Here is a 22,733-nt window from a genome sequence, read left to right as displayed (position 1 = left end):
CCGATGAGGCTCCCGCGCGAGAACATCGACCTGCCCGAGGACCGCGGCTGCCTCCAGTGGGTCCTCGGGATACCGCTCGCCCTCTCCTACGTCCCCGCGGTGTTCACCTGCTACGCCGCCCTGACGCTGCGCCCGGAACCCCGCGACGACCTGCTGCGCGAGGACGTCCGTTTCCTGGCCGGCTGCTGCCTGGTGCTGTGCCTCGTGGGACTGCTGATCACCATCGCCCCGCTGTTCCGGCGGACCATGGGCCGGTGGTGGTTCGCCCTGCCGTTCCTGCTGGCGACGGTCGCCTACGTCCGCGCGCAGACGGTCTGACCGCAGGGGGACCCCGGGCCCGGCCCCGGGGTCCCCCGCCCGTCGGGGTGCGGGACCTCAGCTCAGGGTGATCGCGGCGTAGACCTCCCCGTCCGCCGGCGGCCGCCGCCACGAGCGGGTGGTGAACGTGTGCAGCCGTCCGACCGTGAGCGCGTGGCGCGGCAGTCGGACACCGAACTCGCCGGCCAGGGCCTCCAGCAGCGACCGTCCCGCCCCGGCGCGGTCCTCCTGCGAGCCGAAGAACCGGTCCGGGTCCAGTGCCCCCGGTATCTCCCCGGTCCGGCGGACCTCCCCGTCCGCGTACGTGAAGGCGTACTGCTCGGCTCCGTCCTGCGCCACGGACAGGTGGAAGAAGGGGTCACCGCGCCAGTCCCGCAGACCGTTCCACACGACCACCGCACGGGTGCCCGCGCCGGCGGCCTCAGCCGGGGAGACGAACCGCTGCGAGTGGAAATACGGAGGGTTGCCGTCGAAGGCGAAGCTCCACCGGGTGCCGGCCCGGCCGACCGCCACGTGAGCCTTGTCGTCGTAGGACGAGAACTCCCGTTGTCCGCTGATCTGCCGGAGGCGAGCTTCGTCGTAGGTCATGGGATCGCCCAGCACGACCTCGTCATCGTCCGCGAGGCGTCCGGGAAGGTCCGCCGGCTCCACGTCTTCGACCAGGACGAACCGGTAGGACGTGAGACTGCCGTGGGGGTCCAGGTCCGCGAGCCACGCCAGGCCGTCCGGGTCGAGGCCGGCCGTCGGGCTCGGCGCCTCACCCGACTGCCCGCCCCGGGGAGTGGACAGCAGCTCACGGCCCCGTTCCGGGGTCAGCAGGGCTCCGAGCAGGGGGTCGGCCACCCACCCCAGCGGCGCCAGGTGGTCGGGGCCCAGCGGCTGCCACACCGGCAGGGCGTCCAGCAGCGTCCGCCACGCCCCGTCGGTATCGCCCCACCGCGCCAGCTCCCGGGCCCGCTCGACCGCTTCCCCGAACGGCCCGGCCGCCGTGTACCGGTAGGTGCCGCCCCGTACCTGCTCCAGCGTCGCGTAGGCCTGCGCCAGCACGTCGTCACCGGCTCCCCGCAGGTCGTGCTCCAGCGTGGAGTCGTCCCGGTACGACTGGACCGCATGGTCGGCGACCAGCACCGGCAGCAGCTCGGGCGCGTACCGCGGGTCGATCACCACGTCCTCGAAGTACACCATGGAGGTCTGTCCCAGCAGGCGGCGCATCTGGTCACCCAGGCCGACGGCCCGCGGTCGGCCGTACTGGTTCGCCTCGTCCAGCTGGCGCCCGGCGCGCTCCCACTCGCCGCGCAGCGCCGCCAGCCTGGCCCGCTCCATCAGGGCGTCCAGCTCGCGCGTCGTGTCGTTGGCGAACTCCGGCTCCCCGTCGGCCGCGCGGGCGGTCAGGCGGTGGAACTCCCGGTGCATGTCCTGCATGAACTCGCGGAAGTTCGCGTACCGCTCGAGCGGCCTGCCCCGCCAGCTCACCGACACGTACACGGCCCACTCGCCGTTCTCGTCCACGTCCTCGGGATCCATGAGGACGACGGTCGCCTGGGACTCGACGTCGAGCTGGAGCCCGCGCCGCCAGATGCCCGCAGCCCGCTGCTCGGCAGGCCCGGAGTCGTCGTCCAGGTACCCCTCGTACCTGGACGCGAGCCCGTACTCGTCGTCGTGCCAGTGCGCGTCCGCGGTTCCGGCCAGCAGCCGGACGAACCCGCCGGCGTGCCGCCACCCGTCGCTGACTTCGAGGAACTCCCGGTACGACGGGGGCATCCGGCGGCCGAGGCGCTCCTCCATGGCCGCGATCGCCTTCGCGGACGCGGGCGGGAGTCCCAGCCACCGATCCCGCCGGGCGGCTTCGTCCGCCTCGCTGCGCCCGGCGTCGTCGGGCAGGGAATCCGCCCACTCCCCGCTCCATCGGAGCAGGAACGGGCGCCAATCGAGGCGCCGATCTAAGGGGGTCTCATCCGTCTTCGTCATGCTCCCGATGCTGCCATCCGCCGCTGACAGTCCTCCGTGCTGCCGGTCGCGGGCCGCACGAACGCCGCAGCCCCCGCCCGGTCGGGGCGGGGGCTGCGGCAGGTGGTGCGCGGTGTGCGGTGCGGGTCAGGCCGCGACCACGACCGGCTCGGCGGCCGGGGCGGGCTCGTCCAGCGAGGAGGCCGAGGCGGAGGCGTAGGCCTCCTTGTCCAGGATCCCCTCGCGGGCCGCGACGATGACCGGGACCAGGGCCTGGCCGGCCACGTTGGTGGCGGTGCGCATCATGTCCAGGATCGGGTCGATGGCCAGCAGCAGGCCGACGCCCGCGAGCGGCAGGCCCAGCGTGGACAGGGTCAGCGTCAGCATGACGGTGGCGCCCGTCAGACCGGCCGTGGCGGCGGAGCCGATGACCGAGACGAAGACGATGAGCAGGTACTCCTTGATGCCGAGCTGCACGTCGAAGATCTGCGCGATGAAGATGGCGGCGAGCGCCGGGTAGATCGCGGCGCAGCCGTCCATCTTGGTGGTGGCGCCGAACGGAACGGCGAAGGAGGCGTACTCCTTCGGGACGCCGAGGCGCTCGGTGACCTTCTGGGTGACCGGCATGGTGCCGACCGAGGAGCGGGAGACGAAGGCCAGCTGGATGGCGGGCCAGGCGCCCTTGAAGAACTGGAGCGGGCTGACCTTGGCGACCGTCGCGAGCAGCAGCGGGTACACGCCGAACATCACGAGGGCGCAGCCGATGTAGACGTCGGCGGTGAAGGTCGCGTACTTGCCGATCAGGTCCCAGCCGTACGTGGCGATCGCGGTGCCGATGAGACCGACGGTGCCGATCGGGGCGAGGCGGATGACCCACCACAGGGCCTTCTGGAGCAGCTCCAGGGCGGACTCGGCGAGGTCGAGGACCGGCTTGGCCTTGGCGCCGATCTGGAGGGCGGCGATACCGGCGACGACGGCCAGGAAGACGATCTGAAGGACCTTCAGCTCGGTGAACGGCGTGACGATGTCCGTCGGCACGATCCCGGTGAGGAAGTCGATCCAGGAGCCGGTCTTCTTCGGGTCCTTGCCGTCGGCGGCGGTGAGGCCGGTGCCGGAACCGGGGTCGGTCAGCAGGCCGATGGCGATGCCGATGCCGACCGCGATCAGCGAGGTGATCATGAACCAGAGGAGGGTGCGGGAGGCGAGGCGCGCCGCGTTGTTCACCTTCCGCAGGTTGGTGATCGACACCAGGATCGCGAAGAAGACGAGCGGGGCGATGGCCAGCTTCAGCAGCTGGACGAAGATGTCGCCGGTCTTCTCCAGCGTGGTGGCGAGCCAGCTGACGTCGTAGCTGCGGGCTATCCAGCCGAAGAGGACACCGAGGGCGAGACCGGCGACGATCTGGGCCCAGAACGGGAACTTGAACGAGGCCTTGGCAGGGGCCTGGGGGGTCGCGGACACGGACACTCTCCGGAGGTGGCGCACGAAGACAGGGGGGAAGTACTGCGGTGGTGAAGCGGTGCGGCAGCAGCCAGAAGGGCCGGCCGGGACGGCTGCTGTATCGATTCAGCTCAACAGCAACGGGCCGCGGGCGCGCGGCGGCAGAGGTCGACGTGCAGGCGCATCGCGAGCGGAACGCTCGCGATCATGGGGTGCGCAACTGTGGTCAACATGTTGAACACGCTAACACTTCCCCTTTGAGAATCTCAAAGGGGTGCTTTGAGACAACGGCGCGCGAGGCCCTCTTGCGCCGGCCCGGAAAACACCACCGCCCCAGCGATACGGGCGGTATACCCGGTGCTGGGGCGGTTCGATGTGTGATGAAGCCAACTGGGGCGTTACGGGGTCACCCGCGCCGCGTCGTCCGCCCGGTCCTCCTGGCTGCGGTTCGCGGCGAGCCGCTCCTTCGCACCCGCGACGCGCCCGGAGATCTGCGTGGACATCTCGTCGCGCTGCTTGCGCAGGAGGACGAAGGAGAGCGGGGCGGAGATCACGATGGCGAGCAACACGACCCAGGCGGCGTTGGCCTCCCCGAGCCCTGCGGGCACCCAGCCCAGCCGGACGAGGCCCGCGACGGCGACGAGGCATCCGACGAAGATGCCCAGGCGCATCGCGGTGTAGCGGATCGTTGCGCTCGGCTTGAGGGACACGGTGACCCCTTCTCTCTCGTCGTGGTCCGGTGGCTGGTGGTGCCCGTCCAGTGAAGCACGCCGGAACCGGGCCCCCGCCCTCCGGGGTCCGGCGGCGGGCCCGGCCGCACGTCAGTGCAGCGGCAGCAGCATCGTGATGTCGTCGCGGTCGTCGCCCGGGGCCACCCGGACGGCGCCGGGGACGCGGCCGACCTCCTTGTAGCCGCAGGAGGCGTAGAAGTGCTCCAGGCCGAGACCGCCGCGGCAGCCGAGGCGGATCGCGTCGATGCCCTCGATGGAGCGGGCCGCGGTTTCGACCCGGGCCATCAGCGCGCGCCCGTACCCCTTGCCCTGGTGCCGCGGATGGACCATCACCGTGTAGGCCCACAGCCAGTGGAGCTGGAGCCGGTGCGCGTTGAGGGTGAGGAACGCGGTCGCGGCGACCGCCCCGTCCCCGTCGTGCCCGACCAGCAGGCGGCAGCTCCCGTCGGCGACGCCGACGAGGTGCTTGTCGAGCGAGGGGCGGATGTCGTCGGGGGTGACCGGGGGGACGAAGCCCACGGCGCCCCCCGCGTTGGAGACGTCGGCCCACAGCGCCAGGACCCCCTCGCGCAAGGAGGGGTCGACCACCGGATCCAGGGCGAACGTAAGGATCATAGGGCAAGTTTATCTATTACTTGATCGACTCGTCCAGAAAAAGCCGAACCCCGGCCCACGGGCCGGGGTTCCACTCACCTGGAGCAGGTCGGACGGGCCGTCAGACGCGCATCGCCTGCGGGGTCTCGCGCAGGCCCGCGTCCGGACCGGGGTACTCGCGGATGATCTCGTAGCGCGTGTTGCGCTCGACCGGGCGGAAGCCCGCTTCCCGGATCAGGTCCAGGAGATCGTCACGGCCCAGCTTGTTGGGGGTGCCGTAGTTGTCCGCGTCATGCGTGATCTTGTACTCGACGACCGAGCCGTCCATGTCGTCCGCGCCGTGCTGCAGCGCGAGCTGGGCGGTCTGCACGCCGTGCATCACCCAGAAGACCTTGACGTGCGGCACGTTGTCGAAGAGCAGTCGCGAGACGGCGAAGGTCTTCAGCGCCTCGGCGCCGGTCGCCATCGTCGTGCGCGCCTGGAGCTTGTTGCGCACCTTGCCGTCCTGCATGTCCACGAAGTCGTGCTGGTACCGCAGCGGGATGAAGACCTGGAAGCCGCCGGTCTCGTCCTGGAGCTCGCGCAGCCGCAGCACGTGGTCCACGCGGTGGCGCGGCTCCTCGATGTGCCCGTACAGCATGGTCGAGGGGGTCTTGAGACCCTTCTCGTGCGCCAGCCGGTGGATGCGCGACCAGTCCTCCCAGTGGGTGCGGTGGTCGACGATGTGCTGGCGGACCTCCCAGTCGAAGATCTCCGCGCCGCCGCCGGTGAGCGACTCCAGGCCGGCCTCGATCAGCTCGTCGAGGATGTCGGAGGCCGACATCCCCGAGATCGTCTCGAAGTGGTGGATCTCGGTCGCCGTGAACGCCTTCAGCGAGACGTTCGGCAGCGCCTTCTTCAGCTCGGAGAGCGAGCGCGGGTAGTAGCGCCACGGCAGGTTCGGGTGCAGGCCGTTGACGATGTGCAGCTCGGTGAGGTTGTCGTTCTCCATGGCCTTGGCCAGGCGCACGGCTTCCTCGATGCGCATCGTGTACGCGTCCTTCTCGCCCGGCTTGCGCTGGAACGAGCAGTACGCGCACGAGGCGGTGCACACGTTCGTCATGTTGAGGTGCCGGTTGACGTTGAAGTGGACGACGTCACCGTTCTTGCGCGTGCGCACCTCGTGGGCGAGGCCACCGAGCCAGGCCAGGTCGTCCGACTCGTAGAGGGCGATGCCGTCCTCACGGGTCAGCCGCTCGCCGGAGCGGACCTTCTCCTCCAGCTCACGCTTGAGCCCAGCGTCCATGTGCCGGTCGCCTCCTCTAGATGCCTCTGCCTGTCCTGCGAACCCTGGTCAACCGTACTCTCAGGCTTCCTCGGGAAGTTCCCCGACCCGGTTCTCCCACTTGGTGGAGAGCACGATGGTGGTGCGGGTGCGCGAGACGCCCTTGGTGCCGGAGAGCTTGCGGATGATCTTCTCCAGGCCGTCCACGTCGTTGGCGCGCACCTTCAGCATGAAGGAGTCGTCGCCCGCGATGAACCAGCAGTCCTCGATCTCCGCGAGGTCGCGCAGCCGCCGGGCCACGTCCTCGTGGTCCGCGGCGTCGGAGAGGGAGATGCCGATCAGCGCCGTGACGCCGAGGCCCAGCGAGGCGGAGTCGACCGTCGCGCGGTAGCCGGTGATGACGCCGGCCGTCTCCAGCCGGTTGATGCGGTCGGTGACGCTGGGGCCGGAGAGGCCCACGAGACGGCCCAGTTCCGCGTACGAGGCACGGCCGTTTTCCCGGAGTGCCTGGATGAGCTGCCTGTCCACCGTGTCCATTTACGTGGAGCCTTCCATTATTCGGCGATCCTGCAAGTCTAGGTATAGAATCTAAGGCACACAGGGTCAACACCCTGTGAAATCTTTCAGCTGATCAATGACGATCTTCAGGAGTGGTTCACCGTGTTCACGATCGAGATGGCCTACGCACACATGCGGGAGCTCCAGGAGCTGGCCAACCGATCCCGTGCCCACCAGCCCGCCGCCGCCCACCGCATCGACAAGGCCCGCAAGCCGCTCGGCCGCAAGAAGAAGGCCTAGTCACCGGCGCTTGCCTCCCGGGGAGTACGGGAGCCTCCCAGCTCCCCCTCCCAACGGCGGTACAGCTGGTGCGGCACGCCTGCCGCGTCCAGCACCCGCCCCGCGACGAAGTCCACCAGATCCTGGATGTGCGTCGCACCCGTATAGAACGCCGGAGAGGCGGGCAGCACGATCGCGCCCGCCTCGTCCAGCGCCACCAGATGCCGCAGCGTCTGCCCGTTCAGCGGGGTCTCCCGCACCGCGACCACCAGCCGGCGCCGCTCCTTGAGCGTCACGCTCGCCACGCGCTGGAGCAGGTCCTTCGACAGTCCGAGCGCCACCCCCGCCACACAGGCCGTGGACGCGGGGACGATGAGCATCCCCTTGACCGGGTACGAGCCCGAACTCGGGCCCGCCGCCAGGTCCCCCGCACCCCAGTACCGGACGTCGTCCAGTTCCGGCCGCGCGAAGGTCCCGGGCTTCCCGTCGGCTCCGCGCCCCAGCCACTCCCCCAGGTCCTCGCGCCAGTGCGCGTCGCGGAAGGCGATCCCGGTCTCGTCCAGCAGGGTGAGCCGGGAGGCGCGGCTCACCACCAGGTCGACACTCTCCCCCGCGGCCAGCAGCCCGCGGAGCACCGCCGCCGCGTACGGCGTCCCGGACGCCCCGGAAACCCCGACCACCCACGGGGTGCGCTTGCGCTCAGTCATACCTCCGAGACTATCCGGCCACCACCGATGGGCACTCAGTAAGGTGTCGGGACGTTCCCGTGACGGGACGCGGCGAGGGGGAAAAGATGAGCACGACGGTGGAACCGAGCTGGACGCAGGCCGACCGGGCCAAGGCGGCGGCCAAGCTGATGCTGGGCTGGGTGGCCCTGCTGTGGGCCCTGGAAGCCGTCGACTACGCCACCGGTCACGCCCTCGACCAGTACGGGATCGTCGCCCGCGACCCGGACAGCCTGACCGGCGTCGTCTCCGCGGCCTTCCTCCACTTCGGCTTCGACCACGTCGCCGCCAACAGCGTCCCGCTGCTGGTCCTCGGCTTCATAGCGGCCCTGTCCGGGATCCGCCGCTTCCTCGCGGTGTGCGGCCTGATCGTGCTGGCCGACGGCCTCGGCACCTGGCTGATATCCCCGTCCGGCACCCTGACGCTGGGCGCCTCCGGCGTCGTCTTCGGTCTCTTCGGCTACCTGCTCGTACGCGGCTTCGTCGAGCGCAAGGCGCTGGGCATCGCGGTGGCCGTGGGCGTCGCCGCCGTCTGGGGCAGCTCGATCGTCGTCGGCATCCTCCCGACGAACACGGGCGTCAGCTGGCAGGGCCACCTGTGCGGCCTGGTCGCGGGCATCGTGACGGCCCTGTACTTCCGCCGCCCGGCCCCTCGCCAGCCGGCCCTCACGGGCTGACGACGGAGGGGTCCCGCGCCCCTCAGAAGGTCAGGCCGCGGGCCACCAGATCGGCCAGGGCGCACACGAAGAGGGCGATGCCGATGAAGCCGTTGACCGTGAAGAAGGCCCGGTTCAGGCGGGACAGGTCGTGCGGCTTGACGATCGTGTGCTCGTAGAGGAAGGCGGCGACGACGACCGCCAGGCCGGCCCAGAACAGCACGCCCGCGTCGGTCGCCAGCGCGTACCAGGCCAACAGGGCCGTGGTCACGACGTGCGCGCCGCGCGCGCCCCAGAGGGCGGCCGGGACCCCGAAGCGGGCCGGGACGGACTTGACGCCCTCCGCACGGTCCGCGGCCACGTCCTGGCAGGCGAAGATCAGGTCGAAGCCGCCGATCCACACGCCCACCGCGAGGCCCAGGACGACCGCGGCCCAGGACCACTCGCCGGTGACCGCGAGCCAGGCCCCCACCGGGCCCATCGCCTGGGCCAGACCGAGAATGGCGTGCGGGAAGTTCGTGAACCGCTTGCCGTACGGGTAGACCACCATCGGGATCACGGCGATCGGCGCGAGCGCCAGGCACAGCGGGTTCAGCAGCGCCGCCGAGCCGAGGAAGACCAGGAGCGCGATCCCGGCTCCGGTCCAGGCCGCGCGGACCGACACGGCACCGGTGACCAGCTCACGGCCGGCCGTCCGCGGGTTACGGGCGTCGATCTCGCGGTCGATGATCCGGTTGGCGGCCATCGCGAAGGTCCGCAGCCCCACCATGCAGATGGTGACGAGCAGCAGGACGCCCCAGTGGATGCGCCGGTCGAGCTGGAACATGCCGGTGAACGCCGCGATGTAGGCGAAGGGCAGCGCGAAGACCGAGTGCTCGATCAGCACGAGCCTCAGGAAGGCCTTGACCTTCCCGACCTGCGGCGCGGCGGGCCCGGGACCGAGGACCCCCTCCGCGGCCGATGTCACGCGACGCTCCGGTGGAACTCGACGACGTGGGCGCGGACCTCCGCGACCGCAAGCGTGCCGAGCTCCACGTCCAGCGGTCCGGTCTGCGACCCCGGCTCCTCGGAGCCGGCCGGCGGTACGACCCGGGCGCTCAGGGAGACCCGGTCGTCACCGGCGGGGGTGACGGAGACGACGATGCTGCCGTCGGCCAGTTCGAGCTCGGCGTCGCCCTTGCCGGCCAGCGCGTACAACAGCTCGTCCGCGAAGACCGCGGCCTCGCCGTCGGTGAGCTCGGGCAGCTCGAAGGTCCGCCCCTCACCGTCCGTGCGGTCGGCCATGACCTGCCAGATGCCGGACTCCCCGGCGAACTCCTCCGGGGTGACCCCGGCCCGCTCGGCCGCGAGGCGCAGCCCCGGGTCGTTCACGTCGAGTTCGGGGCGCACCAGCGCCACGCAGGGGGTGTCGTCGCCGAGGAACAGGGCGGGACCGCCCATGGCGATCGGGCTCACAGGCCGTACTCCTTCCAACGTCGTGTCACCAGTTCGGCGGTTGCCGGGTCGGACTCGACCATGTCGGGCCAGCCGCCGTCGCGGGTGTAGCCCTCCTCGGGCAGCTTCTTGGTGGCGTCGATACCGGCCTTGCCGCCCCAGAACTGCTGGTACGAGGCGTGGTCCAGGTGGTCCACCGGCCCCTCGACGACGGTGAGGTCGCGGGAGTAGTCGGTGTTGCCCAGCGCCCGCCAGGAGACCTCGTGCAGGTCGTGGACGTCGCAGTCCTTGTCGACCACGATGATCAGCTTGGTCAGCGACATCATGTGCGCGCCCCAGATGGCGTGCATGACCTTCTGGGCGTGCTTCGGGTACTTCTTGTCGATCGAAACGATCGCGCAGTTGTGGAAGCCGCCCGATTCCGGGAGGTGGTAGTCCACGATGTCCGGCACGATGATCTTGAGCAGGGGCAGGAAGAACCGCTCCGTCGCGCGGCCGAGCGGGCCGTCCTCGGTCGGCGGCCGGCCGACGACGATCGACTGGATGAGCGGACGCCTGCGCATCGTCACGCAGTCGATCTTCAGGGCCGGGAAGGGTTCCTGCGGGGTGTAGAAGCCGGTGTGGTCGCCGAAGGGACCCTCCGGGAGCATCTCGCCGGGCTCCAGCCAGCCCTCGATCACGACCTCCGCGTTGGCCGGGACCTGGAGCGGGACCGTCTTGCAGTCGACCATCTCGATCCGCTTGCCCGCGACGAAGCCGGCGAAGAGGTACTCGTCGATGTCGCCCGGCAGCGGCGCGGTGGACGCGTACGTCACCGCGGGCGGGCAGCCGAAGGCGATCGCGACCGGCAGCCGCTCGCCCTTCGCCGCGGCGACGGCGTAGTGGTTGCGGCTGTCCTTGTGGATCTGCCAGTGCATGCCGATGGTGCGCTTGTCGTGGCGCTGGAGCCGGTAGAGGCCGAGGTTGCGGACGCCGGTCTCGGGGTGCTTGGTGTGGGTGAGGCCGAGGTTGAAGAAGTCGCCGCCGTCCTTGGGCCAGGTGAAGAGGGCCGGGAGCTGGTCGAGGTCCACGTCGTCGCCGGTGAGGACGACCTCCTGGACGGGCGCGGAGTCGCCCTTCACCTTCTTCGGCGGCACGTGCACCATCGAGCCGAGCTTGCCGAAGGCCTCGCGGACCCCGATGAAGCCCTGGGGGAGCTCCGGCTTCAGCAGGCCGCCGATCTTCTCGCTGATCTCGCCGTAGGACTTGAGGCCGAGGGCCTTCAGGAGGCGGCGGTCGGTGCCGAAGACGTTCATGGCCAGCGGCATCGCCGAGCCCCTGACGTTCTCGAAGAGGAGCGCCGGACCCCCCGCCTTGTTCACTCTGTCGACGATCTCCCCGACCTCCAGGTACGGGTCGACTTCGGCCTTGATGCGCTTGAGGTCGCCCTCCCGCTCCAGAGCCCGGAGCAGCGAGCGGAGATCGTCGTAAGCCATAGGGGTCAGTATCCGTCACCAACTACCCTGGAGGCGTCACCGGGGCCCTGACGCGGGCCCCCCGTCACTGACTGGGAGTCGGTCCCACACCGTGCTGCGCTATCTGCCGTTCCTGCTGATCCTCGCGCTGACCATCTACGCCTTCATCGACTGCCTGAACACTCCGGAGCAGGAGGTCAAGCACCTCCCCAAGGTGGTCTGGGTGATCATCATCCTGCTCTTCTCCATCGTGGGGCCGGTCGTGTGGCTGTTCGCGGGCAAGGAACGGGCGGCCTCGGGCGGGGGCCGGGCGCGCCGGGCGGGCCGGGCGCAGTGGGTGGCGCCCGACGACAACCCGGAGTTCCTGAAGTCGCTGCGCGACGAGCAGGAGAAGAAGGACAAGGACCAGGACAAGGACCAGGGCTAGGACCAGGGCCAGGAGCAGGGCCAGGACCAGGACCAGGACCAGGGCCAGGCCGTCCCTTCCGGGTCCGCGGGGTGCCGCGGGATCACCTCGATCGCCTTTCCCGCACCACCTGGACCAGGCAGAACACGGTCGCGGCGAGCAACGCGAGCCCGCCGACGAGCGCCGTCGGGCGCAGGGCTTGCGCGGCGGTTGCGCTCAGCGTGTCCGACCGGCGATCACACCGGACCCCGCGCCGGGGCTCCGTGACGGAGTCCGGACGCGGAGGTAGCGCTTCCGTCACGGGTCTCCTAGCGGGCCCACGGCAGTACGCGGGTGCCCTCCTCCCCCGGGACCGAGACCGCGCCGTCCGCGCGCATCACGACGTGGGCCTCGAAGGTCTCGGCGGCGTGGATGCGGCGCAGTGCGTCCGGGGGCAGGACGAGGGTCTGGCCGGCGGTGACCTTCTCGGTGCGGCCGGCGCAGGTGACCTCCAGGGAGCCGGCGGTCAGGGTCCACACCTGCTCGCGGCTGACGGAGTGCTCGGGGCCGGTGCTGCCGGCGGGCATGGCCACGTGCCAGCTGCTGAGCTCGGAGCTGCCGCGGCTGGGTGCGGCGAAGCCGGTCATGGTGGCGTTGGGGGTGGCGGTGACGTTCTCGGGGGAAGCGCTGATCACGTGCAAGGCGGGTCCTCGTCTTCTCGGGGCATGCGAGTAAAGCTGCTTTACTTCGAGTGAGTAAAGCAGCTTGACCCAGCCGTGTCACCATATTTGCGTGACGAGAGACGAGAACGAGGGCGTCGAGCTGCTGTTCCTGCTCGGCCTGGGCTTCCAGACGCTGCTCGGGGAGTTCACCCGGCGCGTCGCCGAGGCCGGCTACCCGGACCTACGGCCGGTGCACGGCATGGCCTTCCAGGCCCTCCAGCGCGACGGCGCCACCGCCACCGAGCTCGCCGAACGGCTCGGGGTGACCAAACAGGCCGCCGGACAGATCGTCGACGACCTGGAGAAGCGCGGCTACGTCCGCCGCGAGCCGCACCCCGGGGGCGGCCGCCGCAAGCTGGTGGTCCTGACCCAAGCGGCCCGTGACCACCTCGCCGTCGCGGGCCGGATCCTGCACGAGCTGGAGGCCGAACTGGGCCGCGGCACCGACCTCACCGCCCTGCGCGAGGGGCTCGGCGAGGTCGTGCGCACCTTCCACGGAGAGGGCGGACTCCCGCCGCTGCGCCCGGTGTGGTGAGGGTCCAGGCCGAAAGGGACGGCCTACGCGCGGGCGAGGGAGGCGTAGGCCTCGCGGAGGGTCGCCCAGCGGATGTTCGTCCAGGTGGACCAGTCCGCCGGCCGCCCGGCCAGGGCGGAGTCCAGCAGCTCGAAGTGCTCGTGCCAGCCCGCCAGGCAGTCCAGGCGCTCGTCCTCCGTCCCGGCCCGCTCGTTCACGAACCGGATCACGGTCGAATCGGTCCCGACCGGCTCCAGGTGGAAGCGGATCCGCCCCTGCTCGGCGACCGTGTACTCGGCGACCCGCTCCACGTCCCAGGCGGTGACCCGCCCGGTCACCACGGTTCCGGTGTTCAGCCAGCGCAGCGTGACCGCCCCGCCGAGCCTGCGCTCCAGGACGTCCGCCGCCGCCAGCCAACCGCGCAGCCCGTCCGGCGTGGTCAGGGCGGGCCACAGGGCCGCGTAGGCGTGCGGCAGGTGCAGCTCGAAGCGGAGCAGCCAGTGGTCCTCGCCGCGCTGCTCGCTGGTGGCATGGCTCACGAGGGACATGCCACCAGCGTCCCACTCCCGCCGGTCAGACGCCCGCGTACGAGTGCTTGCCGCTGAGCAGGATGTTCACGCCGTAGTAGTTCCAGATCCAGCAGGCGAAGGCGAAGAGCGCCAGGTAGGCGGCCTTGCGGCCCTTCCAGCCGGCGGTGGCGCGGGCGTGCAGGTAGCAGGCGTAGGCCACCCAGGTGACGAAGGACCAGACCTCCTTGGGGTCCCAGCCCCAGTAGCGGCCCCAGGCGTCGCCGGCCCAGATCGCGCCCGCAATGATCGTGAAGGTCCACAGCGGGAAGACGGCCGCGTTGATGCGGTACGAAAACTTGTCGAGGGAGGCCGCCGAGGGCAGCCGCTCCAGCACCGAGGAGCGGAACTTGCCCGGCGTGCGGCCCGCCTCCAGCTGGCTCTCGTAGGAGTCCCGGAAGAGGTAGAGGACCGCGCCCGCGGCGCCGATGTAGAAGACGGCGCCGCAGAAGATCGCGGTGGAGACGTGGATCCACAGCCAGTACGAGTGCAGGGCCGGGACCAGCTGGTCGCTGTCGGTGTAGAGCCAGGTGACGGCGATGCCGAGGTCCAGCAGGACCGTGGTGACCAGGATCAGGCCGAGCCAGCGGACGTTCTTCTTCAGGGCGAGCAGCACCAGGTACGCGCCGACGGCCACCGTGGAGAAGGTGATCGAGAACTCGTACATGTTGCCCCAGGGGGCCCGCTGCACCGACAGCGCGCGGGCGACCACGCCGGCCGCCTCGACGAGGAAGGCGAGCGCGGTCAGCGAGATCGCGATCCGCCCGTACAGGTCGCCCTGCACGGTGCCGCCGGCGGCGCCGGGGCCGTCCGGGACGTCGCGGGTGCCGGCGGCGGAGCGGGTGGTGACCTTGGGCCGGTCCAGTACGGCGGTGGCGCCGCCCTTGCCGCGCACCTGCACGGCCGGGGCCGCGGCCGCGTCGGCGCCCGTCAGTGCTGCGGCCGTGCGGCCCACCTTGCTGCGGCTACCGAAGGTCCACTCGGCGATGTGCGCGAAGAAGGCGAACATGTAGACCGCCATCGACGAATAGATCAGGTAGTTGCTGATCTCAGCCAGGTTCTCGTTGGCTGCGGCTGCGAGCGGCGTCATCCGCGCTCTCCTTCAGGGGTTTCTTCAACACGTGGTTCGGCTAGTGCAGCGGGCACGCTCGGCGCCTGCTGGTGCAGCTGGGCGGCGAGCTCCGCCAGCTCCTGCGGGAGCTTGGTGGACTCGCTGCGGCCCAGGCCCGCCATCTCGACGACGGTCACGCCGTCCTTGCCGGTCACCGCACGGACCCAGATCCGGCGGCGCTGGATGAACAGCGATCCGGCCAGGCCCGCGATGGCGGCGATCGCACCCGCGAGGGCGAGGCCGCTGCCGGGCTGGTGGGTGACGGAGAAGGTGGCCCAGCGCTCGATGCCCTCGAACTTCACGGTGCCCGCGCCGTTCGGCAGGGTCATCGTGTCGCCGGGCGCCAGCTTCTGCTTGAACTGCTGGCCCGACTCGTCCTTGAAGGGCTCCATCTTGGTGGTGGTGAGCCGGTAGACGTTCTGCGGCAGACCCGAGTCCACGCCGAGGCTGCCGTGCCAGGCGTTCAGCATGAGCTGCGGGTTCAGGAGGGCGGGGAACTGCGAGAACATCGTGCCCATGCCCTCGCCGGCGAAGCTCGGCACAAAGACGGCGTTGAAGCCGAGCTGCTCCTTCTTGCCGTCCTTGTCCTTGTAGCCGTCGGTGACCTTGACGGCTCCGGTGGAGGTGAGGTTGGCGTCCTGCGGCAGCATCGGCACGGCGTCCTTGAAGATCACCTTGCCGGTGGGGTCGGTCACCGAGATGATCGGCGCGTAGCCGTGGCCGAGCAGGTAGACCTTGGAGCCGTCGACCTCCAGGGGCTTGTTGACCTGGATCTCGCGCTTCTGCGGGGCGCCGTGGGCGCCGTCCGAGAAGGTGACGTACGCCTTGAAGTCGCGCGGGGTGCCCCGCTGCGGGCCGGTCATCTCGTACGTCGCGTCGAACCGGTCCAGCGTGAAACTGAACGGCGGCAGGTCGTCCGCGTCGAAGAGAGTGCCGGACTTGAAGTCGTCGTACTGGGTGAGCGTGTTCGAGAAGCCCGTGCCGCGCAGGACCAGCTTGCCGCCCTCGGACTTGAAGTACTGCCCCCAGGCGAAGGCCACCAGCATCACGATTAGCGCCACGTGGAAGATCAGGTTCCCGGCCTCGCGGAGGTAGCCCTTCTCCGCGGCGACGTGGCCCTCGCCCGCCTCGGTGCGGAAGCGGCTGCCGCGGAGCACCGTGCGCGCGTACGAGAGGACCTCGTCCGGGGTCTTGCCGGTGCGCCAGGTGGTGTGGGCGGGCAGCCGGTCCAGGCGCCGGGGGGCGGCCGGCGGGCGGCCGCGGAGCTGGCCGACGAACTGCCAGGAGCGCGGCACGATGCAGCCGATGAGCGAGATGAACAGCAGCAGGTAGATCGCGGAGAACCACACCGAGCTGTAGACGTCGAACAGCTGGAGCTTGTCGGCGACTGTCACCCAGGAGGGGTTGTCCCGCTTCCACTCGGCGACCTTCATCGCGTCGACGTTGGTCTGCGGGACGAGGGAGCCGGGGATGGCGCCCAGGGACAGCAGGAAGAGCAGGATCAGCGCCACCCGCATGGAGGTGAGCTGCCGCCAGAACCAGCGGGCCCAGCCGATCACGCCGATGCCGACGGGGCCGCTGTCCTCGACGGGTGCGGTGGAGAGCTGGGAGCCGGCCGCGGTCTCGGCGGGGTCCGCCGGTGCGGGCTCGGGCGACGTCTCGGTGGACGTTTCGTCTGTCGTACTCATGTCCGTCGGTTCCTCAGATCCCCACCGTGAAGCTTTGGGTCCAGCTCTGCATGTCGGTGACGATGCTGTCCCACAAACCTGTGACGAGCAGCAGGCCGGTGAGGATCAGCATGCCGCCGCCGATGCGCATCACCCATGCATAGTGCTGCTTCACCCAGCCGAATGCACCGAGCGCCTTGCGGAAGGCGAGCGCGGCGAGGATGAAGGGCACGCCGAGGCCCAGGCAGTAGACGACCGTCAGCAGGGCGCCGCGGCCGGCGCTCGCCTGGTCGAGGGAGAGCGTGCTGACGGCGGCGAGGGTCGGGCCCATGCAGGGGGTCCAGCCGACGCCGAAGAGCACGCCGAGCAGCGGCGCGCCGAGCAGGCCCGCCGTCGGCTTCCGGTGGAAGCGGAACTCCCGCATCGTCAGGCCGGGGATCGCTCCCATGAAGAAGAGGCCCATGAGGATCACCACGCCGCCCAGGACGCGGGAGATGATCTCGGTGTTCTCCTTGAGGGTCTGGCCGAAGAAGCCGAAGAGCGCACCGGTGGAGACGAAGACGGCGGTGAAGCCGGCGATGAACAGGAGCGCGCCCGCCAGCATCCGCCCGCGGCGGGCCTCGGCGAGGTCGGCGCCGCTGACGCCGGTCACGTAGGAGAGGTAGCCGGGGACGAGCGGCAGGACGCAGGGCGAGAAGAAGGAGACGAGTCCCGCGAGGAGCGCGATCGGCAGCGCCAGCAACAGTGCGCCGTTCAGGACCGTCTCGTTCACACCCGTGGCCTCGGCGGCGAGGAGGTACTCGACCACGAGGTCACTGCTCCGCGAGGACGGGGTCGATCATCGAACGCAGCTGCTCGTCGTTGATCGGGGCCAGGGTGCGGGCGGCGATCTTGCCCTCCCTGTCGAGGATGATCGTGGAGGGGATGGCGTTCGGGTTGAGCGCGCCCTTGGGGAAGCGGAGCATCAGCTTTCCGGCGGGGTCATAGAGGCTCGGGTAGGTGATCCCGTAGTCCTCTTCGAAGGTGATCGCGTTCTGTTTGCTGTTGTCGCGGGTGTTGATCCCGACGAAGGCGACGTCCTTGCCGGCGTCGGCCAGCTCCTTGGAGACCTGGGCGAAGTACTTGGCCTCGTTGCGGCACGGCGGGCACCAGGAGCCCCACACGTTGAGGACCACGACCTTGCCCTTGAGCGTGGTGGTGTCGAGGGTCCCGTCGTCGACGGTCTCGCCGTCGAGCTTGGGGGCCTCGACGCGGTCCGCCTTGGACACGGTGGAGATGCCGCTCGCGCCCGTGACGTAGTTGCCGCCGGTACCGGTCGGCTTGCCGCTGTCCGAACCGCTGCACGCCGTGAGCGTGAGGGCGCCGGCGACGGTCACCGCGGTCAGCAGGAGGGCGCGGCCGCTGGGTGAGCGGCGTCGGGGGGCGCGGCTAAGGCTCATGTGAAAAGTTTCGCATGAGCAATTCGCGGATTTTCCGCACCCCCCGGCCGGGAGTCAATGCGCTGGTCAGGCAATGGTTCAGGCGGCGGTCATGTACGCGCTCCAGCCGCCGGCCGGCGGCTGGCCCGGGCCCAGGCCCCGGAGCCGGTCGAGCACCTTGGGGTCCTGGACCTCCAGCCAGTCGGTGAACTGCCGGAAGGAAACGAGCCGTACATCCCTTTTGTCCGCCATGCCCTTGAGTGCCTCCTCGACGGCGTCCATGTAGATGCCGCCGTTCCACTCCTCGAAGTGGTTGCCGATGAACAGGGGCGCGCGGTTGGTCTCATAGGCCCGCCGGAAGCCGCCCAGGTAGGTGGCCGTGGCCTGGGTGCGCCAGCCCGGGTAGTTGGCGGGCACGCCCCTCGTCGTGCTCTTCGACTGGTTGGCGAGGATGTTGTAGTCCATCGAGAGGACTTCGAAGGAGTGCCCGGGGAACGGCAGGGACTGCAACGGCAGGTCCCAGACCCCGGACCTGCGCACCGGCCAGACCTGGAGGCCGCCGGGAGAGCTGGAGTCGTAGCGCCAGCCCAGCCGCCGGGCCGTCGGCAGCAGGCCGTCCCGACCGAGGAGGCAGGGGGTGCGGGAGCCCTTCAGCTCCTTGCCGTAGTCGAAGGGCAGGGGGTCGAGGTCGGTGAATCCGGTGTTCGTGCGCCAGTTGGTGACGAACGACACGGCCTGGTCGATCTCGCTCTGCCAGTCGTCCGGCGTCCACCGGCCGACCGAGCCGGAGCCGGCGCAGAAGTGGCCGTTGAAGTGGGTGCCCACCTCGTGCCCGTCGAGCCAGGCCTGACGGACGCAGGCGAGCGTGGAGCGGACGTTCTCGTCCTTGAGGTAACCGATCTCCGAGGCCCCGACGGGGTTGTTCGGCGGCCGGTAGAGGTGCCGCTTCGACTCGGGCAGCAGATAGATGCCGGAGAGGAAGAAGGTCATGGCCGCGCCGTGGTCCTTGGCGAGCTTGAGGAAGCGCGGGAAGAGACCGTTGCCGATCTCCCCCGCGCCGTCCCAGCTGAAGACGACGAACTGCGGCGGGGTCTCGCCCGGCTGGAGCGGCACGGGCGCGTCCGGCTGGTTCGGCTGCGGTCCCGTGTCGGCGGTGGAGCCGTCACCGATGGGCCTGGCCGCCGGCTTCTCACCGGGCTTCGGGTTCTTCGGGTTCCTGGCGGGTCCGGGAGCGCCGGGACCGGAGGTGTCCGATGAGCCGCAGCCCGCGATTCCCATCGCGGCGGCCGCACCGAGCCCCAGTCCCAGCACCCCCCTCCGACTGACTCCCCTGATGTCGCGCACGTCACCGTCCCCACTGTCAATCGCCCATACCGACCCGAAGCCCATATAAACGGACAATCAGATTGGAGATGCGAGCTGACACGGTGATTCCCGCACGACCTCTTATTTAGTTGGGCAGAAACGTAACGCCCCGTAACAGTCGGTCGATCAAGACCCGATCAGGGAAACGGGACCCCGATCAGGCGCCGAACGCCTTGGACGCACCCTTCACCGGCTTGGCCCCGGCCAGCAGATGGGCCGGGACCAGGTCCCGGGCCGGCTCGCTGTAGCCCACCGACACCAGCTTGTCGCCCTGGAAGGTGAACGACGTCATCGAGGCGAGCGTGCACTGCCGGCGCCGCGGGTCGTGCCACAGCCGGCGCTTCTCCGCGAAGCTGCGCACGATCCAGATCGGCAGCTGGTGGCTGACCGCCACCGCCTCACGACCCCGGGCCGCGTCGCGCGCCGCCTCCAGCGCGCTCATCATCCGGACCACCTGCTCGACGTACGGCTCGCCCCAGGACGGCTTGAACGGGTTCGTCAGGTGCTTCCAGTTGCCGGGCTTGCGCAGCGCGCCATCACCGACACCGAAGGTCTTGCCCTCGAAGACGTTCTCCGCCTCCAGCAGCCGCGCGTCGGTCGCCAGGTCCAAGCCGTGGACCTTGGCGATCGGCTCCGCGGTCTCCTGCGCCCGCTCCAGCGGGGAGGACACCACGTAGGCGATGTCCCGGCCCTTGAGGTGCTCGGCGACCCGGTCCGCCATCTGCCGGCCCAGCTCGGAAAGGTGGTAGCCGTCACGGCGCCCGTAGAGCACGCCCTCCGGGTTGTGCACCTCCCCGTGGCGCACCAGGTGCACGACGGTCAGCTCGGGGGTGGCGGGCGTGGCGCTGCTGCTCATGCGGTGGCCTCCGCGGCGGCTCGGGCGGCGGCCGGCAGCGCCGCCGCGATGCGCTCGATCGCCTTCTCGTCGTGGGCGGTGGAGACGAACCAGGACTCGAACGCGGACGGCGGCAGGTAGACGCCCTGCGCCAGCATCGAGTGGAAGAACCCGTTGAAGCGGAAGCTCTCCTGCTTCTTGGCGTCGTCGTAGTTGCGCACCTCGTCCTCGGTGAAGAAGACGGAGAACATGTTGGACGCGGTCTGCAGCCGGTGCGCCACGCCCTCCTTGGCGAGCGCGCCGGCGACCAGGCCCTGGATCTCCTTCGAGACCGCGTCGACCTTCTCGTACGCGGCCGCGTCCAGCAGGCGCAGCTGCGCGAGACCGGCGGCGGTGGCGATCGGGTTACCGGAGAGCGTGCCGGCCTGGTAGACGGGACCGGCGGGGGCGAGGTGGCCCATGACGTCGGCGCGGCCACCGAAGGCCGCCGCCGGGAAGCCGCCGCCCATGACCTTGCCGAAGGTCATCAGGTCGGGCTTGACCCCGTCGACCCCGTACCAGCCGGCGCGGGAGGTCCGGAAACCGGTCATGACCTCGTCGGAGATGTAGAGCGCGCCGTTCTCCCGGCAAAGGTCCGCGAGCCCCTGGTTGAAGCCCTCGGCAGGGGTCACCACACCCATGTTGCCGGGTGCGGCCTCGGTGATCACACAGGCGATCTCGCCCGGGTGCGCGGCGAAGGCCGCCCGTACCGCTTCGAGGTCGTTGTACGGCAGCACGATCGTGTCGCCGGCCTGCGCACCCGTCACGCCGGGGGTGTCCGGAAGCGCGAAAGTCGCCAAACCGGAACCGGCGGCGGCCAGCAGAGCGTCCACGTGACCGTGGTAGCAGCCGGCGAACTTCACGACCTTGGCGCGACCGGTGAACCCGCGGGCCAGCCGGATCGCCGACATGGTCGCCTCGGTGCCGGAGGAGACCAGGCGGACCTGCTCCACGGGTGCGATGCGCGCGACGATCTCCTCGGCGAGCGCCACCTCACCCTCACCGGGCGTACCGAAGGAGGTACCGCGGGCGACGGCCGCCTGGACGGCCTCGATCACCTCGGGGTGCGAATGACCGAGGATCATCGGCCCCCACGAGCACACGAGGTCGACGTACTCACGACCATCGGCATCGGTGAGGTACGGACCGGTCCCGGACACCATGAACCGGGGCGTACCGCCCACGGCGCGGAAGGCGCGCACGGGAGAGTTCACGCCGCCGGGGGTCACGAGGGAGGCGCGCTCGAAGAGCGTCTGCGAAACTGGGGCTTCATACGGGTACGGGTAGCTCACACCAGCCATGGTCTCAGAGGCCGCGACAGACTTGCGGGCGGGCGTTTCACCGCGTCGCCGCGGGGGAGGTCACTGCCATGATGATCAGGCTGCGTGGCGGGGGCCGCGGGGCCGGGGCGAGCAAGACCAGTCGGGTGGAGATATGCAACGCGGTGGTGGACCGGGCGAGGGTACGGACGGCCTCGATCCGCAGCGCGCCCGCGAGGCCCGCCGCCGGGGCAAGCACCGCCGCCACGGCATGGAGGCGGCCGACGCCGTCCCCGGACCGACCACCCCGCCCGAAGACCTGCCCAAAGGCCGCGGCATGGGAGTGACGTACAAGTACTTCGGCGCACCCGACGGCGCCACGGCGGCCCGGGTCCCCGTCACGATGCGGCCGGAGGAGCTCGGCGGCGACGAGCTCGGCATGGGCGGCCTCTTCACCAAGATCAAGCCGGAAACGGTGGCCGCGATGGTCCTGACCGGCATCGAAGGCATACCCCTCCACAAGGTGCCCCCGCTGGAGCTGGTCGTCCTCCACCCCGACTACGCGGTGGTCAAGCTCCCGATGACCGTGGTCGACCCGCTGCGCGGGATCGGCGAGGAATCGGTGGGCGCGGCGGCCTTCATCTGGTCCACGGTCCCGGACCGCGGCGGCCCGAGCGACGCCTTCAACGTCTACCAGCTGCTCCACGAGTGGCAGGACTTCAGCCACCGCCTCCACGAAGCCGGCCACCAGCCGTACTGCCTCGTCTGGCCCTGACCTGGTCTTTCGGTGTGCACGGGCAGCTCCTTTCAGGCAGCTGCCCGATCTTGCTCAGAAGTCGCCGTCAGGCGGCGCACCCCGCCTGCGGCCCCTGCCGCACAGCCGACGACCAGGGCAGCGAGTGACCCAACCCGCCGTCGCTGACCGAAGAAGGGTGGCTGAACTAGAAAGCGGCCACTCCAATGCAGGAACGTGAGGCCGGTGGCGGGAGCCCTTCCCACCACCGGCCGTACGCCGTCCGGTCAGCTGGCCCTGCTCGTGCCGGACCACGGGCGTCACAGCGCCTCGCAGGTTCCTCCCGGCGCCCTGTGCCGCCCTCGTCAGCGGCTCAGGACCGCATCCAAGTGCTCCTGCACCGGCTCGAACAGGCCGTAGGGGACGTACTGCGGGATCTCTGCGTGGGTAACCCATTCAAGCGCGGCCAGTTCTTCGGTGTCCGCGACGTGCGCGTGGCCGCCGATCACCTCACAAGCGGTGTAGGACATCAGTCGGCCGGTGGCCGGGTGGACCCGCTCGCCGAGGAGCTTGACCGCCTCCACGGTCAGGCCCGTCTCCTCCTGGGTTTCGCGTACGGCGGCGTCCTCGCGGGATTCGCCGGACTCGACCTCACCGGCGGGGAACTGCCAGGAGAGCTGGCCCTCGCTGACCCGGCGCCGCACCATGAGCACGCGACCCTCATGCACCACTACGGCCACGGCAATGCCCGGTCGCTCCTCAGCGTTCTGTTCTGTCAC

At 70.3% G+C, this 22,733-nt stretch carries 26 protein-coding genes; 6 read left to right on the top strand and 20 right to left on the bottom strand.

Translation table 11 applies throughout. The features are described 5' to 3' along the window. Positions 1-3 precede the first annotated feature (3 nt). Complete coding sequence (locus OG594_RS25805) at positions 4-318, top strand: hypothetical protein (protein WP_266603660.1); 315 nt, start codon at positions 4-6, stop codon at positions 316-318. Between the two features lie 57 nt (positions 319-375). Here OG594_RS25805 and OG594_RS25800 read toward each other — a convergent pair whose 3' ends face one another. The 6 genes from OG594_RS25800 to OG594_RS25775 form a co-directional block, all read right to left on the bottom strand. Further along, complete coding sequence (locus OG594_RS25800) at positions 376-2,286, bottom strand: SMI1/KNR4 family protein (protein ID WP_266603658.1); 1,911 nt, start codon at positions 2,284-2,286, stop codon at positions 376-378. 126 nt (positions 2,287-2,412) lie between these two features. Then, positions 2,413-3,732 (bottom strand): dicarboxylate/amino acid:cation symporter, encoded by a 1,320-nt coding sequence (locus OG594_RS25795; RefSeq protein ID WP_266603656.1) that lies wholly within the window; start codon positions 3,730-3,732, stop codon positions 2,413-2,415. Positions 3,733-4,103: 371 nt separating this feature from the next. Further along, positions 4,104-4,415: a DUF4229 domain-containing protein gene (locus tag OG594_RS25790; RefSeq protein ID WP_266603654.1), complete on the bottom strand. Its 312-nt coding sequence runs from the start codon at positions 4,413-4,415 to the stop codon at positions 4,104-4,106. A gap of 111 nt (positions 4,416-4,526) precedes the next feature. After that, on the bottom strand, positions 4,527-5,051 hold the full coding sequence (locus OG594_RS25785; RefSeq protein ID WP_266603652.1) for a GNAT family N-acetyltransferase: 525 nt from the start codon (positions 5,049-5,051) through the stop codon (positions 4,527-4,529). Positions 5,052-5,151: 100 nt separating this feature from the next. Beyond that, complete coding sequence (gene mqnE / locus OG594_RS25780) at positions 5,152-6,315, bottom strand: aminofutalosine synthase MqnE (RefSeq protein ID WP_266603650.1); 1,164 nt, start codon at positions 6,313-6,315, stop codon at positions 5,152-5,154. A gap of 60 nt (positions 6,316-6,375) precedes the next feature. After that, a complete protein-coding gene (locus OG594_RS25775; RefSeq protein ID WP_030009228.1) occupies positions 6,376-6,831 on the bottom strand; it encodes an Lrp/AsnC family transcriptional regulator in 456 nt (151 codons plus the stop codon). Positions 6,832-6,954: 123 nt separating this feature from the next. On the opposite strand from OG594_RS25775, the gene OG594_RS25770 reads away from it, so the two are divergent. Continuing rightward, complete coding sequence (locus tag OG594_RS25770) at positions 6,955-7,092, top strand: hypothetical protein (protein WP_266606708.1); 138 nt, start codon at positions 6,955-6,957, stop codon at positions 7,090-7,092. Here OG594_RS25770 and OG594_RS25765 read toward each other — a convergent pair. Beyond that, positions 7,089-7,778: a UbiX family flavin prenyltransferase gene (locus tag OG594_RS25765; RefSeq protein ID WP_030009227.1), complete on the bottom strand. Its 690-nt coding sequence runs from the start codon at positions 7,776-7,778 to the stop codon at positions 7,089-7,091. The genes OG594_RS25770 and OG594_RS25765 overlap by 4 nt on opposite strands. A gap of 86 nt (positions 7,779-7,864) precedes the next feature. Between OG594_RS25765 and OG594_RS25760 the strand changes: the two genes are divergently transcribed. Continuing rightward, positions 7,865-8,473 (top strand): rhomboid family intramembrane serine protease, encoded by a 609-nt coding sequence (locus tag OG594_RS25760; RefSeq protein ID WP_266603647.1) that lies wholly within the window; start codon positions 7,865-7,867, stop codon positions 8,471-8,473. Positions 8,474-8,495: 22 nt separating this feature from the next. On the opposite strand, the gene mqnP is transcribed toward OG594_RS25760, so the two are convergent. The 3 genes from mqnP to OG594_RS25745 are packed head-to-tail and all read right to left on the bottom strand — an operon-like array spanning position 8,496 to position 11,361. Beyond that, a complete protein-coding gene (mqnP, locus tag OG594_RS25755) occupies positions 8,496-9,419 on the bottom strand; it encodes a menaquinone biosynthesis prenyltransferase MqnP (protein ID WP_266603645.1) in 924 nt (307 codons plus the stop codon). Further along, a complete protein-coding gene (locus OG594_RS25750; protein ID WP_266603643.1) occupies positions 9,416-9,907 on the bottom strand; it encodes a hypothetical protein in 492 nt (163 codons plus the stop codon). Before OG594_RS25750 ends, mqnP begins: the two co-directional genes overlap by 4 nt. Then, the gene (locus OG594_RS25745; RefSeq protein ID WP_266603641.1) at positions 9,904-11,361 is read right to left on the bottom strand and encodes a menaquinone biosynthesis decarboxylase; all 1,458 of its coding nucleotides are present in this window, start codon (positions 11,359-11,361) and stop codon (positions 9,904-9,906) included. The genes OG594_RS25750 and OG594_RS25745 overlap by 4 nt, the downstream gene beginning before the upstream one ends. Before the next feature lie 91 nt (positions 11,362-11,452). Between OG594_RS25745 and OG594_RS25740 the strand changes: the two genes are divergently transcribed. Beyond that, the gene (locus tag OG594_RS25740; protein WP_266603639.1) at positions 11,453-11,767 is read left to right on the top strand and encodes a PLD nuclease N-terminal domain-containing protein; all 315 of its coding nucleotides are present in this window, start codon (positions 11,453-11,455) and stop codon (positions 11,765-11,767) included. A 287-nt stretch (positions 11,768-12,054) separates the two neighbouring features. Here OG594_RS25740 and OG594_RS25735 read toward each other — a convergent pair whose 3' ends face one another. Further along, entirely contained in the window at positions 12,055-12,420 is a 366-nt protein-coding gene (locus tag OG594_RS25735) for a cupin domain-containing protein (protein WP_266603637.1), read from the bottom strand. A 97-nt stretch (positions 12,421-12,517) separates the two neighbouring features. On the opposite strand from OG594_RS25735, the gene OG594_RS25730 reads away from it, so the two are divergent. Beyond that, positions 12,518-12,982, top strand: a complete 465-nt coding sequence (locus OG594_RS25730) for a MarR family winged helix-turn-helix transcriptional regulator (RefSeq protein WP_266603635.1) — start codon at positions 12,518-12,520, stop codon at positions 12,980-12,982. A gap of 23 nt (positions 12,983-13,005) precedes the next feature. On the opposite strand, the gene OG594_RS25725 is transcribed toward OG594_RS25730, so the two are convergent. The 8 genes from OG594_RS25725 to hemL all read right to left on the bottom strand — a co-directional run bounded on the left by OG594_RS25725 (position 13,006) and on the right by hemL (position 21,263). After that, on the bottom strand, positions 13,006-13,509 hold the full coding sequence (locus OG594_RS25725) for an SRPBCC domain-containing protein (RefSeq protein ID WP_266603633.1): 504 nt from the start codon (positions 13,507-13,509) through the stop codon (positions 13,006-13,008). A gap of 25 nt (positions 13,510-13,534) precedes the next feature. Then, positions 13,535-14,617, bottom strand: a complete 1,083-nt coding sequence (ccsB, locus tag OG594_RS25720; protein WP_266603631.1) for a c-type cytochrome biogenesis protein CcsB — start codon at positions 14,615-14,617, stop codon at positions 13,535-13,537. Continuing rightward, on the bottom strand, positions 14,614-16,326 hold the full coding sequence (locus tag OG594_RS25715; protein WP_266603629.1) for a cytochrome c biogenesis protein ResB: 1,713 nt from the start codon (positions 16,324-16,326) through the stop codon (positions 14,614-14,616). Before OG594_RS25715 ends, ccsB begins: the two co-directional genes overlap by 4 nt. Before the next feature lie 13 nt (positions 16,327-16,339). Then, positions 16,340-17,113, bottom strand: coding sequence for a cytochrome c biogenesis CcdA family protein (locus tag OG594_RS25710; RefSeq protein WP_266603627.1), 774 nt, complete (start codon positions 17,111-17,113; stop codon positions 16,340-16,342). A gap of 4 nt (positions 17,114-17,117) precedes the next feature. After that, positions 17,118-17,744 carry a TlpA disulfide reductase family protein gene (locus tag OG594_RS25705; protein ID WP_266603625.1) on the bottom strand — a complete coding sequence of 209 codons (627 nt, stop codon included), beginning with the start codon at positions 17,742-17,744 and terminating at the stop codon, positions 17,118-17,120. Positions 17,745-17,822: 78 nt separating this feature from the next. Then, positions 17,823-19,058, bottom strand: coding sequence for a hypothetical protein (locus OG594_RS25700; protein WP_266606579.1), 1,236 nt, complete (start codon positions 19,056-19,058; stop codon positions 17,823-17,825). Between the two features lie 187 nt (positions 19,059-19,245). Further along, the gene (locus OG594_RS25695; RefSeq protein ID WP_030008915.1) at positions 19,246-19,944 is read right to left on the bottom strand and encodes a histidine phosphatase family protein; all 699 of its coding nucleotides are present in this window, start codon (positions 19,942-19,944) and stop codon (positions 19,246-19,248) included. Further along, positions 19,941-21,263, bottom strand: a complete 1,323-nt coding sequence (gene hemL / locus OG594_RS25690; RefSeq protein WP_266603622.1) for a glutamate-1-semialdehyde 2,1-aminomutase — start codon at positions 21,261-21,263, stop codon at positions 19,941-19,943. The genes OG594_RS25695 and hemL overlap by 4 nt, the downstream gene beginning before the upstream one ends. Before the next feature lie 133 nt (positions 21,264-21,396). Between hemL and OG594_RS25685 the strand changes: the two genes are divergently transcribed. Continuing rightward, entirely contained in the window at positions 21,397-21,996 is a 600-nt protein-coding gene (locus OG594_RS25685; protein ID WP_266603620.1) for a hypothetical protein, read from the top strand. 323 nt (positions 21,997-22,319) lie between these two features. Here the strand turns inward: OG594_RS25685 and OG594_RS25680 are convergent, their stop codons facing one another. Beyond that, positions 22,320-22,733 carry an NUDIX hydrolase gene (locus OG594_RS25680; protein ID WP_266603618.1) on the bottom strand — a complete coding sequence of 138 codons (414 nt, stop codon included), beginning with the start codon at positions 22,731-22,733 and terminating at the stop codon, positions 22,320-22,322.

The organism is Streptomyces sp. NBC_01214 (assembly GCF_026340975.1).
Classification (GTDB): Bacteria; Actinomycetota; Actinomycetes; order Streptomycetales; family Streptomycetaceae; genus Streptomyces.
Note: the sequence above shows the minus strand (reverse complement) of the source record. Positions and strands in the feature narration are given on the sequence as shown.

Coding starts and splice junctions, on each gene's coding strand:
- OG594_RS25805 (WP_266603660.1), top strand. CDS start 4: ATGAGGCTCCCGCGCGAGAACATCGACCTGCCCGAGGACCGCGGCTGC.
- OG594_RS25800 (WP_266603658.1), bottom strand. CDS start 2,286: ATGACGAAGACGGATGAGACCCCCTTAGATCGGCGCCTCGATTGGCGC.
- OG594_RS25785 (WP_266603652.1), bottom strand. CDS start 5,051: ATGATCCTTACGTTCGCCCTGGATCCGGTGGTCGACCCCTCCTTGCGC.
- mqnE (WP_266603650.1), bottom strand. CDS start 6,315: ATGGACGCTGGGCTCAAGCGTGAGCTGGAGGAGAAGGTCCGCTCCGGC.
- OG594_RS25775 (WP_030009228.1), bottom strand. CDS start 6,831: ATGGACACGGTGGACAGGCAGCTCATCCAGGCACTCCGGGAAAACGGC.
- OG594_RS25765 (WP_030009227.1), bottom strand. CDS start 7,778: ATGACTGAGCGCAAGCGCACCCCGTGGGTGGTCGGGGTTTCCGGGGCG.
- OG594_RS25760 (WP_266603647.1), top strand. CDS start 7,865: ATGAGCACGACGGTGGAACCGAGCTGGACGCAGGCCGACCGGGCCAAG.
- OG594_RS25745 (WP_266603641.1), bottom strand. CDS start 11,361: ATGGCTTACGACGATCTCCGCTCGCTGCTCCGGGCTCTGGAGCGGGAG.
- OG594_RS25725 (WP_266603633.1), bottom strand. CDS start 13,509: ATGTCCCTCGTGAGCCATGCCACCAGCGAGCAGCGCGGCGAGGACCAC.
- ccsB (WP_266603631.1), bottom strand. CDS start 14,617: ATGACGCCGCTCGCAGCCGCAGCCAACGAGAACCTGGCTGAGATCAGC.
- OG594_RS25715 (WP_266603629.1), bottom strand. CDS start 16,326: ATGAGTACGACAGACGAAACGTCCACCGAGACGTCGCCCGAGCCCGCA.
- OG594_RS25705 (WP_266603625.1), bottom strand. CDS start 17,744: ATGAGCCTTAGCCGCGCCCCCCGACGCCGCTCACCCAGCGGCCGCGCC.
- OG594_RS25695 (WP_030008915.1), bottom strand. CDS start 19,944: ATGAGCAGCAGCGCCACGCCCGCCACCCCCGAGCTGACCGTCGTGCAC.
- hemL (WP_266603622.1), bottom strand. CDS start 21,263: ATGGCTGGTGTGAGCTACCCGTACCCGTATGAAGCCCCAGTTTCGCAG.
- OG594_RS25685 (WP_266603620.1), top strand. CDS start 21,397: ATGCAACGCGGTGGTGGACCGGGCGAGGGTACGGACGGCCTCGATCCG.